Raw genomic sequence first — 501 nt, 5'->3', positions numbered from 1 at the left:
GCGCACCGCCCGTTCCGGCCGCGAGCCGAGGAACCGGCTGACGGTCTCCACCGCCGCGAACCGGTCGGTGACGGCGCCGATCTCGGTGCGGCGCTGCGTGATCGACAGCGCCCCGCCGGCCCGCTGCCGCCAGTAGTAGACCGGCTCGTTGACGACGTCGACCGACGAGGCGAGGAAGTGCGCCGGCAGGGTGACCGGGATGTCCTCGTACAGGACGCCCTCGGGGAAGCGGAACGCGTGCTCGTCCCAGAACCGGCGGCGGAACACCTTGTTCGGCACCAGCCGGTCGTACATCAGCAGGTGGTCGCGGGTGACGTGCGTGCGCAGCCGCGTCGTCCCCATCGGGCGGCGGTGCATCGGCGACTGGACGAGCCCGTCCTCGGTGAGCAGCTGCACGTTGCCCGAGGCGATGTCGGAGCCGGTCTCCTCCAGCGTCCCCGCCAGCAGTTCAAGCGCGTGGTCGGGCAGCACGTCGTCGCTGTCGACGAACGCCAGGAAGCG

1 pseudogene is annotated in these 501 nt (G+C 71.7%); it reads right to left on the bottom strand.

Annotated elements, in window-relative coordinates:
- Positions 1–501 (bottom strand): annotated as a pseudogene (locus ABFX46_RS43400) (bifunctional glycosyltransferase/CDP-glycerol:glycerophosphate glycerophosphotransferase); the annotation flags it as partial.

The organism is Actinomadura chokoriensis, assembly GCF_039529475.1.
Taxonomy (GTDB): Bacteria; Actinomycetota; Actinomycetes; order Streptosporangiales; family Streptosporangiaceae; genus Spirillospora; species Spirillospora bangladeshensis.
This window is presented reverse-complemented; position numbering and strand designations above follow the sequence as displayed.